This window comes from Kitasatospora cineracea (genome assembly GCF_003751605.1).
Taxonomy (GTDB): Bacteria; Actinomycetota; Actinomycetes; order Streptomycetales; family Streptomycetaceae; genus Kitasatospora; species Kitasatospora cineracea.
Map to the genome: position 1 here is coordinate 2,960,972 of NZ_RJVJ01000001.1, position 14,930 is coordinate 2,975,901.

Consider the following 14,930-nt stretch of genomic DNA (forward strand, 5'->3'; position numbering starts at 1 on the left):
GTGTTCCTCCGTACGTTCGGATGGTCCTTCGCCATCACGATCGCCGGCCTGATCGCCGCCGGCCTGATCTGGGGGCCGAAGGATTCGGCGTCGTCCTGATCCTCTCGATCCTCGAGATCTCCCTGTCCTTCGACAACGCCGTCGTCAACGCCACCGTCCTCAAGCGGATGAACGCCTTCTGGCAGAAGATCTTTCTGACGGTCGGCGTGCTGATCGCGGTCTTCGGCATGCGGCTGGTCTTCCCGCTGCTGGTCGTCGGCCTCACCGCGCAGCTCAGCCCGGGCACCGTCATCGAGCTGGCGCTCGACTCGTCCAAGACCCACGACGGCCACACCTACGCCGAGTACCTGGACATGGCCAACCCGGCCATCGCGGCCTTCGGCGGCATCTTCCTGCTGATGATCTTCCTCGACTTCGTCTTCGAGGAGAAGGACTTCAACTGGCTGCGCTGGCTGGAGAAGCCGCTGGAGAAGATCGGCAAGCTGGACGCGCTCTCCTCGGTCGTCGCGCTGGTCGTGCTCGCGGTGTCCTCCCGGCTCTTCGCCGGTGACCGCGCCGAGACGGTGCTGCTGGCCGGCGTCTGCGGCCTCGCCACCTACCTGGCCGTCAACGGCCTGTCCGGGGTGTTCGAGTCCGGGCTCGAGGCCCAGGAGGAGGCCGAGGAGGAGGCCGAGCGGACCGGCAAGTCGATCGTCCAGGTCGGCGGCAAGGCCGCGTTCTTCCTCTTCATCTACCTCGAGGTCCTCGACGCGTCGTTCTCCTTCGACGGCGTGGTCGGCGCGTTCGCCATCTCCCAGGACATCTTCCAGATCACCCTGGGCCTGGGCATCGGCGCCATGTACATCCGGTCGCTGACCGTCTTCCTGGTCCGCAAGGGCACCCTGGACGACTACGTGTACCTGGAGCACGGCGCGCACTACGCGATCGGCGCGCTGGCGCTGATCCTGCTCGCCTCGATCAAGTACCACGTCCCGGAGATCGTCACCGGCCTGATCGGCGTCGCCTTCATCGGCGCGGCGCTGGCCTCCTCGATGATCCGCAACAAGCGCCAGCAGGGGCTGGAGGGCAGCGGAGCGGAACCCGAAGAAGTCGGGGCGGAGGGCTAGCGCCCGCCCGCCGCGCACCGAAAAGCCGCGCCCACCGGGAACTCCCCCGGTGGGCGCGGCTTTTCGGTGCTGCGGCGCGGCTCAGCCGAGCTGCTGCTCGATCGCCCGGAGCTTGCGCTCCAGCGAGTCCAGCTTCGGCATCGACAGGGTGTCCTCGTCCATCGTCAGGTCGATGGAGGAGGAGTACGAGGAGCCGTACGAGGAAGAGGAGGAGCTGCCCGACGCGTAGGACGACGAGGACGAGCTGCCCGACGTGCTGCTGCCGGTCGACTCGACGGCGGCGCGGGGGCGGCGGCCGGCGTTCAGGGCGGCGGGCTCCAGGGCGGAGGCGCTCACCCGGTCGAGAGTGGTCTCCTCGGGGGCTAGGGCAGGCTCCGCTGCGGACGGGCCGTCGCTGCCGGCCGCGGCCAGCGCGGGCACCTCGCGGGCGTGCCGGGCCCGGCCCAGCACGCCGCCCTGGCGGGCGATCGCCTTCAGCTCGGCCCGCTCGCGGCGGTCGGCGCTGCGGGCGCGCAGCTTGGCGTCCATCTTGGCCTGCCGCTCCTCGCGGACCTCCTCGACCGCCTCGTCCAGGCTGCGGACGTTCTCCAGCAGCATCAGCGACCAGGCCGCGTACGTCTCGCGCGGGGCGCGCAGCCAGCGCACCACCCGGATCTGCGGCAGCGGGCGGGGCACCAGGCCCTGCTCGCGCAGCGCGGCCCGGCGGGTCTGCTTCAGCGCGCGGTCGAACAGCACGGCCGCCGAGATCGACATGCCGGCGAAGAACTGCGGGGCACCGTCGTGGGCACCGCCGCGCGGGGCGTGCACCCAGTTGAACCAGGCCGAGGCGACGGCGAACAGCCACACCAGCATCCGGGAACCGAGCGCCGCGTCACCGTGGCTGGCCTCGCGGACGGCGAGCACCGAGCAGAACATCGCCGCGCCGTCCAGGCCGAACGGGACGAGGTACTCCCAGCCGCCGGACAGGTTCAGGTTCTGCTGGCCGAAACCGACCAGGCCGTGGAACGACAGCGCCGCGGCCACACCGGCACAGCAGAACAGCAGCACGTACGAGGCGCCGCCGTAGACGGCCTCCTTGCGGCGCCTGCGCTCCTCGCTGCGCTCCCAGGAGTCGCCGGACGCCGACTCGGCGGGCTTGTTGTTCTTGAAGCGCAGGAAGGCCACCAGGATGGCGGTGAACAGCAGGGCTGCACCGCCTACCACGGCCCAGACCAGCTGTATGGAGGAGAGGTTCATCGCGGGGAGGGCCTCGGCTTTCCGCAGGGCAGGGGGAAGAGAGGTGACGCACGGTACACCTGTGCGGAGAGACGATATCGCGTCCGAGGGGCGGGCATCGTACGGGAGTGACGAACCCTCTGCCAGCGGGGCGCGCCGGGGGGTTGACGTTGACTCAGGGCCCTCCGGGTGGGTATGGAGAGGGCGAGGACGGTATCGGTGCTGGGGGAGGACACGATGGTTTCGGTGTGGGAGTTCCTGAAGGGGGACCGCAGCGACAGCTTCGACACCGGAGGGCAGTTCAAGGTCACACTCACCAAGTCCCAGCCGCAGCACGCCATCACCGGCTCCGCGGCCACCACCGGCTACCTGTACATCAACCTGCACTGGTCGACCCTCACCGCCGACCGCCCCACCGTCGGCGGCGCGCTGCGCCGCTTCTTCGACCCGCGGATCCTGCGCCCGCTGGCGACGGCCGACACCGGGTCCGCACCGGTCGGCGTCGACCTCGACCTGGCCTGCATGTACGAACTCGCCGACGGCACCCGGGGCGTGGTGCAGCCGCTCGGCCGGCTGTTCGGCGACCTCAACAAGCCGCCCTACATCAAGCTCTCCGGCGACGACGTGTCGGGCGCGCCCTCCGGCGAGACCATGCACATCAACCTGGAGAAGAAGGACCAGTTCAAGCGGCTGCTGATCTTCGTCTACATCTACGACGACACCCCGGCCTTCGACCGCACCCACGCGGTGCTCACCATCGTCCCGCAGAGCGGCCCGCGGATCGAGATCAAGCTCGACGAGCGCGCCCCGGCCGCCCGTTCGTGCGCGGTGGTGCTGATCGAGAACGACGGCGAGGGCAAGCTGACGATCCGCCGCGAGGTGCGGTACGTGCACGGGTTCCAGTCCGACCTGGACCGGCTGTACGGGTTCGGCATGCAGTGGGAGCGCGGGTACAAGACCCCGTCGGGGTCAGGGAACTGACGTCCTGTCGGATCTCGGCCGGGGCCGCGGCCGCGGGGTGGTGCGGCCGCGGCGCGCGCGGTCAGCGGGGCTGGAACTGCGGGCCCTGCGGCGGCAGGGCGAACGGGGCGCCCGACTGCTGGTGCTGCTGCGGGGGTTGCGGCTGCTGCGGCTGGGGCTGCTGCTGCGGGGGGTAGCCGTAGGGCTGGGGCTGTTGCGGCGGGTAGCCGTACCCCTGGGCGGCGGCCGGCTGGGGGTAGCCGTAGCCACCGGGCTGCGGCGCGGGCCGGGGCTGCTGCGGGGGCGGCGGGTAGCCGTAGCCCGGCTGCTGCTGGGGGTAGCCGTAACCGCCGGGCTGCGGCGCGGACGGGGCGGGCTGCGGCGGCTGCTGGGGCTGTTGCGGCGGGTAGCCGTAACCGGCGGGCTGCTGGGCGTGGTGGACGGTCGGCGGCAGCGCGGGCGGGGGCGGCGGGGCGACCGGCGCGGCCGGGGCCCGGACCGGCCGGGGGTCGGCGGCGGGCTGCTCGGCGGCGGGCGCCGGCGGCGGGGTGGCCGGGGCGATCGTCCAGTCGTCCTCGTCGACCGGCAGCGGCGCGGCCGGCGGTCCGGCGGGCGACGGCTCGGCGGCCGGGCCGGGGAGGCGGACGTCCCCGCTGCGGTCGGTCAGGTCGACCGCGGAGTCGTTCGGGCCGCTGCTCCCGTCCTCGACGGCGATGCCGAAGTCGGTGGCCAGCGCGAGCAGTCCGTCCACGTAGCCCTGGCCGACCGCGCGGAACTTCCAGCCGCCGTCGCGGCGGTACAGCTCGGCGGCGACCAGCGCGGTGACCTGCTCGTCCTCGTCGATGGCGAACTCGGCCAGCGCGGGCGCGGCTTCGGGCGCGGCCGCGTCGAACAGCAGCACCCGCAGGTCGGGCACCGCGGGGAAGGCGCCGCCCTCCGCCGAGCCGGCCAGCACCACCCGGTCGACCTCGGGCGGCAGTTGCGCCAGGTCGATCTCCAGCGCGTCCCGCACCGTCCCGCCCGCGGCCTGCTTCGGCAGGTGCCGGACCAGGCCCGAGGGGTGCCGCGGCTGGTTGTAGAACACGAAGTCGGCGTCGTCGCGGACCTTGCCGTGGCCGGTCAGCAGCAGCGCCGAGGCGTCCACGTCCGGAATGCCCGGGGTGTCCGTCCACCGCAGGACGGCACGGACGGCGCCGGCCGTCAGAGGGATGTTGGCGCCCTTCGCCATCACGTGCGTCATAGCGCACCATCCTGCCGCCTGCCGGGGGCCCGGGACAACGCGGGGCGCGGCATCGGCGCGCCCCGCCGGCGGGAACCCCCGGCGGGGCCGGTCGCGAGGTCGATGACGGGCCCGACAATCTTGCGAGAATTCGATGTTTCGAACTCTTTCGCCGAGGTCGTCCGGCCGTACGATGAACGGCCAACGGCCCGGACCGCTCCGCACCCCAGCGACGGCACCGGCGCTCCGGCGAACTTTCCGGCCGCGCCGACCGTCCCAAGGAGGGAGGGGCGTCAGCCGTTCCCGCCGCCGGCGGGGCCCACCAGACCACAGCGGGAGAGCACCTTGCGCCACTTCGGGCATCTCGCGGACGACGTCCGCACCCGGCTCTTTCACGAGCAGCCCGCCGCCTTCGACCGCGACAGCGGGGCGTCCGTCCTCGCCACCGCGCTCGGCGCCACGCTCTACAGCCCCGCCACCCGGCCCACCCTGGCCCGCGACGTCCGCAAGCAGGCCGCCCGCGGCGTGGTCTCGATGGTGCTCTGCCTGGAGGACGCGATCGCCGACCACGAGGTCGACGGCGCCGAGCAGAACCTGGTCGCCCAGCTCACCGAACTCGCCGCGCAGGACGCCGACGCCGAACTGCCGCTGCTGTTCGTCCGGGTCCGGGCCGCCGAGCAGATCACCGACCTGACCGAGCGCCTCGGCCCCGCGCTGCGCCTGCTCAGCGGCTTCGTGGTGCCCAAGTTCACCGAGGACAGCGGCCTGCCCTTCCTGGAGGCGCTCACCGCCGCCGAGGAGCGCACCGGGCAGCGGCTGTTCGTCATGCCGGTGCTCGAATCGCCCGAACTCGCCCACCTGGAGAGCCGCCGCGAACAGCTGCACGGCATCGCCCGGCTGCTCGACAAGCACCGCGACCGGGTCCTCGCCGTCCGGCTCGGCGTCACCGACCTGTGCTCCGCGTACGGGCTGCGCCGCTCGCCCGACCTGACCGCCTACGACGTGGCCCTGGTGGCGGGCGTGATCGGCGACGTGGTCAACGTGCTGGGCCGGGCCGACGGCACCGGGCACACCGTCACCGGGCCGGTCTGGGAGTACTTCCCGCTGCACGAGCGGATGTTCAAGCCGCAACTGCGCCGCACCCCGTTCGCCGAGGTCACCCCGCCCGCCGACGGGGTCCGGCAGCGGCTGATCGAGCACGACCTGGACGGGCTGATCCGGGAGATCGAACTCGACCGGGCCAACGGCCTGCTCGGCAAGACCTGCATCCACCCCAGCCACGTCGCCGCCGTGCACGCGCTGTCCGTGGTCACCCACGAGGAGCTGTGCGACGCCCGGGACATCCTGCAGCAGCACCGCGGCGGCGGCGGGGTCAGCCGCTCCGCGTACACCAACAAGATGAACGAGGCCAAGCCGCACCGGGCCTGGGCGGAGCGGGTGCTGCTGCGGGCCGAGGTGTTCGGCGTGGCCCGGGCCGAGGTCACCTTCGCCGAGCTGCTGTCGGCCTGCATCGGCTGAACGGCCGCTGCGCGGACGGTTCCTGACGCCGGGTCAACCGATCGGCTGACGGGAGTATCGGCCGGACGGCGCCGCCACCCTGGCCGGTCGGCCGATCCACGGGTCCCGGCGGGCCCCGTACGCTCGATGACGAACAGCGAACCGAGCGGGCGCGTGCCCGCGTCCGTCCCACCAGCACCACCAGCACCACCAGCACCACCAGCACTATCCGCACCATCCGCGCCAGCGCCATTCAGCACTGCCAGCACCGCCTTGCTCGTCGAGAGGAGCCCCCGATGACCGCCGACACCGCCGGCACCGCCGCCCCCGGGCCCGTCGGGGCCGAACCCTGGACCGGCCAGTGGGTCACCGACCGGCTCGGCCTGCGCCTCACCGGCGGGCCCGAGCTGACCGACCTGATCGGCCTCGCCCTGCGGGTCAACCCCAAGCGCGCCCACCTGCTGGTCTCCCGGGTGCTGGGCAAGCACGTCCCGCAGCGGCCCGCGGAGGTGCACGGCGCCGGGCTCGCGCTCGGCCGCCGGGTCGCCGAACTGCTCGGCCCCGACGACGCCGCGCGCGCCGTCGTGCTCGGCTACGCCGAGACCGCCACCGCCCTGGGCCACAGCGTCGCCGACGGCCTCGACGCCCCCTACCTGCACTCCACCCGCCGCCCCGTCCCCGGCGTCGCCCCGCTCGGCGGCTTCGAGGAGGAGCACTCGCACGCCACCAGCCACCTGCTGCTCCCCGAGGACCCGCTGCTGCTGGCCGGGGACGGCCCGCTGGTGCTGGTCGACGACGAGTTCTCCACCGGCACCACCGTCCTCAACACCATCCGCGCCCTGCACGCGGCCCACCCGCGCGCGCACTACGTCGCCGTCGCCCTGGTCGACCTGCGCACCCCCGCCGACCGCGAACGGCTGCGCGCCGCCGCCGCCGAACTCGGCGCCCGCCTCGACCTGGTCGCCACCGCCGCCGGCGGCGTCGACCTGCCCGACGGCGTGCTGGACCGGGCCCGCGAACTGATCGCGGCCGCCCCCGCCCCGCAGCCCCCCGCCGGCCCGCCCGGCACCCTCGCCCGGCTCGACCTGCCCTGGCCCGCCGACCTGCCCGACGGCGGCCGGCACGGCTTCACCCCCGCCCACCGCCGCCGCCTCGACGCCGCCCTGCCCGACCTCGGCACCGCCCTCGCCACCGCCGTCGGCCCCCGCCCCGGCCGGGTGCTGGTGCTCGGCTGCGAAGAGCTGATGTACGCCCCGCTCCGGCTCGCCGAAGCCCTCCAGCACGCCCTCCCCGACGCCGAGGTGCGCTTCTCCACCACCACCCGCTCCCCGGTCTTCGCCCTCGACGACCCCGGCTACGCCATCCGCACCCGCCTCGCCTTCGCCGCCCACGACGACCCCGCCGACCGCACCACCGAGCGCTACGCCTACAACGTCGCCCCCGGCACCGACCCCGCCCGCCGCTTCGACACCGTCGTCCTGGTCGTCGACGACCCCGCCGACACCCCCGCCCTGCACCACGGCCCCGCCGCCCTGCTGCCCGCCCTGCGCACCGCCACCGACCGGGTGCTGCTCGCCGTTCTCCCGTCGTACCGCCCCGCGCCACCCGCCCGACGCCCCGCTGCCCGAGCATGACCCCGTACCCGTCGAAGGCACCCCGCATGACCGCACACACCGCCCCGCCCACCACCCGCCCGCTGCACGGGCCGGCCTTCTCCAGCTACCCGGCCGCCGACGTCACCTGGCTGCTCAAGGACCTCTCCGACGTCCACCTCGAAGCGCCCACCGAGGAGCGCGAGGAGGCCGTCCAGTCCGGCGGCGCCCACTACGCCGAGTCACTGCCCGTCGAGTACCAGCCCAGCGCCGCCTACCAGCAGCTCTTCCACACCGCGCTGGACGCCTCCGCGACCCGGCTGGCCACCGCCGTCGGCACCGTCGCCGAGACGCTGCTGCGCGAACGCGGCCCGCACCTGGTGCTCGCCTCGCTGGCCCGGGCCGGCACCCCCGTCGGCGTCCTGATCCGCCGCTGGCTCGCCCACGCCCACGGCCTCGACGTGCCGCACTACACCGTCTCCATCGTCCGCGGCCGCGGCATCGACCGGGTCGCCCTGCGCCACCTCGCCGCCCACCACCGCCCCGCCGACGTGGTCTTCGTCGACGGCTGGACGGGCAAGGGCGCCATCACCCGCGAGCTCGAACAGGCACTGGCCGGCACCGGCTTCGACCCCGAGCTCGCCGTCCTCGCCGACCCCGGCGGCTGCGTGCGCACCTACGGCACCCGCGACGACTTCCTGATCCCCTCCGCCTGCCTCAACTCCACCGTCTCCGGCCTGGTCTCCCGCACCGTGCTGCGCGCCGACCTGACCGGCCCGGACGAGTTCCACGGCGCCAAGTTCTACCGCGAGCTGGCCGGGGCCGACGTCTCCCGCCAGTTCGTCGACACCGTCGCCGCCGCCTTCCCGGCCGTCGCCGACGCCGTCGCCGCCGAGACCGCCCGGCTCGCCACCACCGACCGCACCCCCACCTGGGAGGGCTGGGCCGCCGTCGAGCGGATCAGCGCCGAGTACGGCATCGACAGCGTCAACCTGGTCAAGCCCGGCGTCGGCGAGACCACCCGGGTCCTGCTGCGCCGCGTCCCCTGGCGGATCCTGGCCCGCCGCGGCGCCGGCGCCGACCTCGACCACGTCCGGCTGCTCGCCGAGCAGCGCGGCGTCCCGGTCGAGGAGACCGACGACCTGCCCTACACCTGCGTCGGCCTGATCCACCCGCGCTACACCCGCGGCGCCACCGGCGCGGACGGCACCGCCGTCCACACCTGACCCTGCCCCCGAACGAAGGAGACCCCGCCCGTGCCGCAGTTCCTGGTCGCCAGCGACCTCGACCGCACCCTCGTCTACTCCAACCGCGCCCTCGCCCTGGACGTGCCCGACCGGCTCGCCCCACGGCTGCTCGCGGTGGAGGTGCACGACGGCAAGGCGCTCTCCTTCATGACCGAACAGGCCGCCGCCCTGCTCGCCGAGATCGCGGCCCTCGCCCCGGTCGTCCCCATCACCACCCGCACCCGGGCCCAGTACGAGCGGATCCACCTCCCCGGCCCCACCGCCGACTGGATCCCCCCGTACGCGGTCTGCGCCAACGGCGGCCACCTGCTGGTCGACGGCGTCCCCGACCAGGACTGGCAGCGCGAGATCCGCACCCGCCTCGACGAGCGCAGCGCCCCGCTGCCCGAGGTCGTCGAACACCTCGCCCTGGCCGCCGACCCGGAGTGGACCCACAAGCGGCGGGTCGCCGACGAGCTGTTCGCCTACCTGGTCGTCGAGCGGGCCGAACTCCCGCCCGGCTGGGTCGAGAACCTCACCGCCTGGTGCGCCGAACGCGGCTGGACGGTCTCCCTCCAGGGCCGCAAGGTCTACGCCGTCCCCGCCCCGCTCTCCAAGAGCGCCGCCCTGGAGGAGGTGCGGCGGCGCGCCGGCGCCCGGACCGTCCTGGCCGCCGGCGACTCGCTGCTGGACGCCGAACTCCTCCTCGCCGCGGACCTGGCCTGGCGGCCCGGGCACGGCGAACTCGCCGAGACCGGCTGGACGGCGCCGGACGTCACCGCCCTCACCGAGACCGGGGTGGGAGCGGGGGAGGAGATCCTCCGCCAGATGCTCAAGCACCTCCGCTGAGGGAGAAGGAGGGCGGGAGCGGACCGCTCCCGCCCGCCCCCGCTCCCGGGGCGGCGACTACCCGCAGCAGCCGCCACCGCAGCAACCGCCGCCACCGCCACCGCCGCCACCGGGCGCCGGGGCCGAGGCGGCCGCGCCGGTGACGGCGACGGTGGAGAGCAGCTTGACGGTGTCGGGGTGGCCGTCGGGGCAGGTGGCCGGGTCATTGGCCCGGGCCATCGGGCGGTTGAGCTCGAAGGTGGCGCCGCAGGAGCGGCAGCGGAAGTCGTAGCGAGGCATACCGAGCAGGGTACCCAGGGGGTGGCGCGGGAACGGTTCAGTGGCCGCGGATCATCGAGACCACTTCGGCCGCGGTCTCCCGGACGGCGGCCAGCTCGGTCAGGAAACGCCAGTAGTCCGGGTGCCGGCCGGCCTCCTCCAGGGCGGCGACGGCCCGGTCGAGGCGGCCCACCGCGGCGTCCAGCGGCCCGGCGTGCCGCGGGTCGGGAGCCTGCCGGCCGGCCATGGCGAGGCGCTGGGCGTCGCGCAGGGCGAACCGGGTGCGCTCGATCTCGCGCTGCGGGTCGTGCTGGACCTCGTTCAGCTGCTGCAGCCGGTCGTTGACCGCGTCGACCGAGCCCCCGGCGGTGTCGAGCAGCGCGCGCACGGTGCCGATCGCGGCCGTCGCCTCCGCCCAGCGCTGCTCGTCGCGGGCCCGGCCGGCCTCGGCCAGCCTGGTGCGGGCGGTGCGGACGGCGTCGGCGGTCTGCGCGGGCACCTGCTGGAGGTCCTGCCAGCAAGCCGTCGAGAACCGGCGGCGCAGCTCGCTGAGCGCCGGGTCGACGGTGTGGGCCCGGTTCTCCAGGGCGTCGATGCGGGTGCGCAGCGAGGCCACCCGGCGGTCGATCTCGGCGGCCCGCTCCGGGAGTTGCGCCGCCTCGGTGCGGACGGCCTCGGCCCGCCGGGCGACGTCCTCGGCCCGCTGCAGGGTCGCCGGGACGCCGTGCTGGGAGACGCCCTGGTTGAGCCTGGTCAGCTCGGGCGCGAGCTCGGCCAGCCGGGCCGCCAGGTCGTCCGCGCGCAGGCCCGCGCCGCGGACCTGCTCCAGGGCGGTGGTCGCGGCGAGCAGCGCCTGCTTGGCCCGTTCGACCGCGGGCGTGACCCGGATCAGCTGGGCCTCGGCGTGGTCGACGATCGGCTGCAGGCGGCTGAGGAAGGTGCCCAGCTCGGTGCGCTTGGCGTCCAGCTCGCGCTTGGCCTGCTCGAGCTGCTGCTTGGCCCGGGCGACCGCGCCCGGGTCCGCCTCCGCGGACTCCAGGTCGACGGCGTCCAGCGCGCCCAGGTAGGCGACGGTGACCTGGTCGATCCGGGCGGTCAGGTCGGCGAACTCCTGCTCCACCCGGCGGGCGGTGGCGGGCTCGCCCGCCGACTTCACGGTCTCCACCGCGAGCAGCGCGTCCCGCTGGGCCGAGTCCAGCTCGTAGAACGACTCCTGGGCGGCCTCCCGGGCCGCCCTGGCGTCCGCGCGCACGCCGTCCCGACGGCCGCCGCCCCACCAGCCGCCCCGACCCCCGCCACCGCCGCCGGCCACCCTCACCACGTGCTCCCTGCTCCGTATCCGTCCCGCCGCTTCCCCGCCATTCTTGCCGATCACCCGCCCCGCCCGGCACCCCCCGTCCCCGCCCCCTTCCGAAGGGGTGCGGCGAACCACCCCCGGGACCAGGTAGTCTGTCCACTCGTCGTGTGACCGGCCGCGCCGGTGCACTTCGGCGAGGGCGCATAGCTCAGCGGTAGAGCGCCGCCCTTACAAGGCGGATGTCGGCGGTTCGAAACCGTCTGCGCCCACAGTGTGTGAGCTGGAGCAGAGCCCCGGACCGACCTCGGCCCGGGGCTTTTGACATCAGAAACCGACATCCACCTGGCTGTGGCCGAGGATCTCCATCACCACACGGGGCGAGTATCCGCAGACCACCGGCAGGGGTCCGTGTCGTGGAGTGCGGCGTGCATCTGGACGGCCGCACCTTTGCCTCCGCCGCGATCCGGTGGAACGACCAGTAGACGTGCGTAGGCTCCACTGTCCGACCGGTCCCGGTGGTGAAGATGCGCCTGGTCTCCGTCCAACCGCCGTCGCCCGCCTGGCGGGCCTCGGCCTCTCGGAGCCGGTGCCGCCACAGGGCCATGAGGGCGCTCCGGGGGAGCGGCATCGAGGAGCGATCCTGGCAAGCGGTCTGGCGGCCGAGCAGATCGCAGAACGGCTGGGAGTCAGCGCACGCACGGTCGAGCGGTGGGGCGAGGCCAAGGAGCAGCGCCGGCCGTACCGACGCTTCCAGTACGCCCTGGCCAACCTGCTGCAACGAGACCTGCCGGACCTCTGGTCGGACGAGCAGACCACTACTGAGGTTGAACTGGTGATGTCGCGCGCAGTTGATCACGTCGGCGTGCTGGCCAGCCCGCGGGGGTCGCACCAGGCCTCGTAGTCGAACGATTCGGGCGCACGAAGTAGGGCTCGGGTGCGTGCCGCCCAAGTGCTGACCCAGGCTTCTCCGGTCGACATCGCCTCGTCGGTCAGCCCGCTCAGGCTTGCTTCGGGCATGGTCTGGAAGCGCGTGCGCACGGCGTCGCCCGCCAAGAGGTAGAGGCAGCCGAGGAAGAAGCGGCGGTGGGGGCACTTCCTGTCCGCGGCGAGGGTCAGGAAGAGCGAGCCGAAGGCTGGGCGTGTGGCGATGATGTCCCAGTCCTGGGAGAAGGGGGATTGCGCTCCAGGCGCGTAGGCCCAGGCGGTCATCTCCTCGGGCGTCGGATTGGCTGCATCTTCGAAGGTGGGTTCTGGGCTCACAGCGCCTATACAAGCGCAGCAGCCTGATCACTACCAGTGGCGCGATGGTCGGGGGGGCTGGATGGCGGCTCGTAGGGGTCCTCCGGTTCGTCCATGCCGAGGGCCAGGCCCGTGCCGGCAAGGCAGCCGTCGACCACCCGCGGCCGGTACTGGATCTGCTTCAGCCGGCGCTTCACGGCTTGGGTGATCTGGCCGAGGTCGGCTGCGGCGAGGTTGCCGATGTCGCGCTTGACCAGCGACCAGATCCCCTCGGTCGGGTTGAGGTCCGGAGCGTAGGTGGGCAGCTGGAACACGGTGAGCCACTCGGTGTTCGCGTCGATGAACTCCCTCATTCCCGCTGTCAGGTGCAGGCGGACGTTGTCCCAGACCAACACGATCGGTCCGCCGAGTTGGATGCGGGCGCGGACGATCAGGTCCCGGAAGTCGCGCCAGCCGAAGCCCTTCGGCTGGTCCTTGCGCCCGTGGTACTCCCGGACCGCATAGAACAGCCGGGACCGCTGGCCGGGCTTGTAGCAGGTCATGCCGACCATCGACACGCGACCGGAGCCCCGACCGCGAACTCTCACGACCGGCGTGCAGCCCCGGCGCCCCCAGGTTCTGGCATGCGGCGGAGTCAGTGACTGTCCGGCTTCGTCCTCGAAGACCAGCCAGGCCCCGCGCTCCGCCGCGATGCTCTTACCCGTGGCCAGGTCTCCTTCTTCCAGACCTCGACCGCATCGTCGTCTCGCTCGATCGCCCGTCGGGCGGGTTGCTGCCAGGACCAGCCGTGCCGCTTCAGCAGCCGCCAGGTGCCCTCGACCGTGTACGAGACATGGAACAGCCAGCCGATCAGAGTCTTGATCCGCGCCAGGGTCCATCGCTGGTCCGCCCACCCGTGGACCAACGGACCACGCTCCAACTCCCTTTCTAACCTGGCAATCTGGGCTTCACTGAGCCGAGGCCTTCCCGGCGACCCCTTCGACCGGACACCCGCCTCGCCGCCCTCGCGCCAGGCACGTCGCCACCGCTCCACCGACCGCACACTGATCCGCAGGCCAGCGGCTATCTCCGCGTTCTTCTGCCCGGCCTCGAAACGCTCCACAGCCTGGAGCCGTAACCGCTCCCGCGTGCCTCTCTCGGCGTCGGTCAGCCCGCCACCCTGCGCGTACCTCACACCCCAGGGCTACCGGTGCTGGCCCTCCATTGTCAGGCGAACGGCACCGACATCACTCAATCAAGTTCAGTACCTAGTGCTGTGACCGATAACGTTCGCCGGATTGGTGGTGGCAGTACCTGAGCCGGTTGGATGTCGGACGGACAACCGATCGGTGTGGGGAGGCAGGGTGGCGGAGCCGGTCAGGGTTCGGAGGTTGACCGATCAGGAGGGCCAGCAGTTACAGCGGATCGTGCGTCGGGGCAGCACGAACACGGTGCGCTACCGGCGGGCGATGATGCTGCTGGCCTCGGCGGGCGGCAACCGGGTTCCGGTGATCGCCCAGCTGGTGCAGGCGGACGAGGACACGGTGCGGGACGTGATCCATCGGTTCAACGAGATCGGCCTGGCCTGCTTGGACCCTCGGTGGGCGGGAGGCCGTCCCCGCCTGCTCAGCACTGACGACGAGGACTTCGTCGTCCAGACGGCCACCACCCGCCCGGCCAAGCTCGGCCAGCCCTTCACTCGCTGGTCCATCCGTAAACTGCTCGCCTACCTGCGCAAGGTGCACGGCCGGGTGATCCGCATCGGGCGCGAGGCCCTGCGCTGCCTGCTCGCCCGACGCGGCGTCACCTTCCAGCGCACCAAGACGTGGAAGGAGTCCACCGACCCCGACTACGACGCCAAGCTCGACCGGATCGAGCACGTCCTGGACCACTTCCCCGACCGCACCTTCGCGTTCGACGAGTTCGGCCCACTCGGCATCCGCCCCACCGCGGGCGCGTGCTGGGCCGAGCAGGGCCGACCGGACTGGCTGCCGGCGACCTACCACCGCACCCACGGCGTCACCTACTTCCACAGCTGCTATTCGGTCGGAGACGACACACTCTGGGGAATCAACCGACGCCGCAAGGGCACCGCGAACACCCTGGCCGCGCTCAGGTCGATCCGGGCCGCCCGCCCGGACGGCGCCCCGGTCTACGTGATCCTGGACAACCTTTCCGCCCACAACGGCAAGAAGATCCTCCGCTGGGCGAAGAACAACAACGTCCACCTCTGCTTCACGCCGACCAACGCCTCCTGGGCCAACCCGATCGAGACGCACTTCGGACCCTTGCGGCAGTTCACCCTCGCCAACTCCAACCACCCGAACCACACGGTCCAGACCCGCGCGCTGCACGCCTACCTCCGCTGGCGCAACACCAACGCCCGCCACCCCGATGTTCTCGCGGCCCAGCGCATGGAACGCGCACGCATCCGCAGCGAGAAGGGGCTCCGCTGGGGCGGCAGACCTGGCCTCGCCGCCTGATCGAGAACCC

10 protein-coding genes, 1 tRNA gene and 2 pseudogenes are annotated in these 14,930 nt (G+C 73.1%); 7 read left to right on the forward strand and 6 right to left on the reverse strand.

Going from position 1 to position 14,930, the window contains the following annotated elements; translation table 11 throughout:
- Positions 1-1,106 (forward strand): annotated as a pseudogene (locus tag EDD39_RS13515) (DUF475 domain-containing protein).
- Positions 1,107-1,187: 81 nt separating this feature from the next.
- On the opposite strand, the gene EDD39_RS13520 reads toward EDD39_RS13515, so the two are convergent.
- Positions 1,188-2,342: a DUF2637 domain-containing protein gene (locus EDD39_RS13520; RefSeq protein ID WP_123555878.1), complete on the reverse strand. Its 1,155-nt coding sequence runs from the start codon at positions 2,340-2,342 to the stop codon at positions 1,188-1,190.
- Positions 2,343-2,558: 216 nt separating this feature from the next.
- Between EDD39_RS13520 and EDD39_RS13525 the strand changes: the two genes are divergently transcribed.
- On the forward strand, positions 2,559-3,302 hold the full coding sequence (locus EDD39_RS13525) for a TerD family protein (RefSeq protein ID WP_030912753.1): 744 nt from the start codon (positions 2,559-2,561) through the stop codon (positions 3,300-3,302).
- A gap of 61 nt (positions 3,303-3,363) precedes the next feature.
- Here the strand turns inward: EDD39_RS13525 and EDD39_RS13530 are convergent, their stop codons facing one another.
- Positions 3,364-4,521: a TerD family protein gene (locus EDD39_RS13530; RefSeq protein ID WP_123555880.1), complete on the reverse strand. Its 1,158-nt coding sequence runs from the start codon at positions 4,519-4,521 to the stop codon at positions 3,364-3,366.
- Positions 4,522-4,845: 324 nt separating this feature from the next.
- Between EDD39_RS13530 and EDD39_RS13535 the strand changes: the two genes are divergently transcribed.
- The 3 genes and pseudogenes from EDD39_RS13535 to EDD39_RS13555 all read left to right on the forward strand — a co-directional run bounded on the left by EDD39_RS13535 (position 4,846) and on the right by EDD39_RS13555 (position 9,664).
- The gene (locus EDD39_RS13535) at positions 4,846-6,018 is read left to right on the forward strand and encodes an HpcH/HpaI aldolase/citrate lyase family protein (RefSeq protein ID WP_030458546.1); all 1,173 of its coding nucleotides are present in this window, start codon (positions 4,846-4,848) and stop codon (positions 6,016-6,018) included.
- Positions 6,019-6,293: 275 nt separating this feature from the next.
- Positions 6,294-8,815: pseudogene (locus EDD39_RS40880) on the forward strand (phosphoribosyltransferase).
- 30 nt (positions 8,816-8,845) lie between these two features.
- Positions 8,846-9,664 carry an HAD family hydrolase gene (locus EDD39_RS13555; protein ID WP_123555884.1) on the forward strand — a complete coding sequence of 273 codons (819 nt, stop codon included), beginning with the start codon at positions 8,846-8,848 and terminating at the stop codon, positions 9,662-9,664.
- A gap of 57 nt (positions 9,665-9,721) precedes the next feature.
- Here the strand turns inward: EDD39_RS13555 and EDD39_RS13560 are convergent, their stop codons facing one another.
- Positions 9,722-9,943, reverse strand: a complete 222-nt coding sequence (locus EDD39_RS13560; protein ID WP_123555886.1) for an FmdB family zinc ribbon protein — start codon at positions 9,941-9,943, stop codon at positions 9,722-9,724.
- A 37-nt stretch (positions 9,944-9,980) separates the two neighbouring features.
- The gene (locus tag EDD39_RS13565) at positions 9,981-11,234 is read right to left on the reverse strand and encodes a hypothetical protein (protein WP_123555888.1); all 1,254 of its coding nucleotides are present in this window, start codon (positions 11,232-11,234) and stop codon (positions 9,981-9,983) included.
- 182 nt (positions 11,235-11,416) lie between these two features.
- Here EDD39_RS13565 and EDD39_RS13570 point away from each other — a divergent pair.
- Positions 11,417-11,488: transfer RNA gene (locus EDD39_RS13570), tRNA-Val, on the forward strand.
- Between the two features lie 583 nt (positions 11,489-12,071).
- On the opposite strand, the gene EDD39_RS13575 is transcribed toward EDD39_RS13570, so the two are convergent.
- Both EDD39_RS13575 and EDD39_RS42680 read right to left on the reverse strand, forming a co-directional pair.
- Positions 12,072-12,479, reverse strand: coding sequence for a hypothetical protein (locus EDD39_RS13575; RefSeq protein ID WP_148089434.1), 408 nt, complete (start codon positions 12,477-12,479; stop codon positions 12,072-12,074).
- A gap of 5 nt (positions 12,480-12,484) precedes the next feature.
- Positions 12,485-13,632, reverse strand: a protein-coding gene (locus EDD39_RS42680) for an IS630 family transposase (protein ID WP_425269683.1) whose coding sequence is annotated in 2 segments (ribosomal slippage) — positions 12,485-13,137 and positions 13,137-13,632 — 1,149 coding nt in all. Because the reading frame shifts where the segments join, the coding sequence is not laid out codon by codon here.
- Positions 13,633-13,801: 169 nt separating this feature from the next.
- Between EDD39_RS42680 and EDD39_RS13590 the strand changes: the two genes are divergently transcribed.
- Positions 13,802-14,920 carry an IS630 family transposase gene (locus tag EDD39_RS13590; protein ID WP_123555894.1) on the forward strand — a complete coding sequence of 373 codons (1,119 nt, stop codon included), beginning with the start codon at positions 13,802-13,804 and terminating at the stop codon, positions 14,918-14,920.
- The last annotated feature ends 10 nt before the right edge of the window (positions 14,921-14,930 follow it).